Source organism: Sphingobium sp. DC-2, from assembly GCF_000722555.1.
Lineage (GTDB): Bacteria > Pseudomonadota > Alphaproteobacteria > Sphingomonadales > Sphingomonadaceae > Sphingobium > Sphingobium quisquiliarum.
Window position 1 is genome coordinate 1 of sequence record NZ_JNAC01000052.1, and the last position, 956, is coordinate 956.

Here is a 956-nt window from a genome sequence, read left to right on the forward strand (position 1 = left end):
AGAGCCTGATCCGAAACTAAGGTGAGTAGTATCAGGGGGTTGGCTTGACGCTGACTCAATCGATTGATTCAGAGGTTTCGCCAAAAACTTTGATGGATCACCGATGTGGACTGACACCACTCGCGCCATTCATGCGCGAAGCGGGTTGGCTTTGCCAAGCGATTTGACGGATGCCGAATGGGCGTTGTTGGAGCCGGTGCTACCGCCAGCCTCGCACGTGGGCCGCCCGCGCAAATGGCCGATGCGGCGGATTGTCGAGGCGATCCTGTATCTGCTTCGCGGGGGGCTTCCGTGGCGGATGCTGCCTCCGTGCTTTCCGCCGGTTTCGACGGTGCGGCGCTGGTTCTACCTGTGGCGGGACAACCGCCTATGGCTGGCGATCAATCACACCTTGCTAATGGCGGCACGGGAAGCAGAAGGCCGAGAGGCCTCGCCCAGTGCCGGCGTGATCGACAGCCAGAGCGTGAAAACCACGGAAGCCGGCGGCCCTCGGGGCTATGACGCGGGCAAGAAAATCAAGGGGCGCAAGCGCCACATCCTCACCGACACCCAAGGCCATCTCGTCCACGCCGTGATCCACACCGCCGACATTCAGGACCGGGATGGAGCGCCGCTGGTGCTGGCGGAGATCGTCCAGCGCTTCCCTTGGCTACGGCACGTGTTCGCCGACGGCGGCTACGCAGGCAACAAGCTCAAGGACGCGCTGCGCCGCATCAGCAAATGGACCATCGACATCATCAAGCGGTCCGACAAAGCCAAGGGCTTCGAGGTTCTACCCCGCCGGTGGGTGGTGGAGCGCACCTTTGCCTGGCTCAATCGAAATCGCCGCCTCGCCAAGGACTTCGAGCAGACCATCGCATCCGCCGCCGCATGGCTATTCCTCGCCTCAATCCAGATGATGATCCGCCGGATCGCAAGAGCATGAAAATACGTCGGATAATTTCGAATCAGGCTCT

General features: G+C 61.4%; 1 protein-coding gene. It reads left to right on the forward strand.

Going from position 1 to position 956, the window contains the following annotated elements:
- Positions 1–103: 103 nt before the first annotated feature.
- The gene (locus ET21_RS0111715; RefSeq protein ID WP_030539845.1) at positions 104–925 is read left to right on the forward strand and encodes an IS5 family transposase; all 822 of its coding nucleotides are present in this window, start codon (positions 104–106) and stop codon (positions 923–925) included.
- The last annotated feature ends 31 nt before the right edge of the window (positions 926–956 follow it).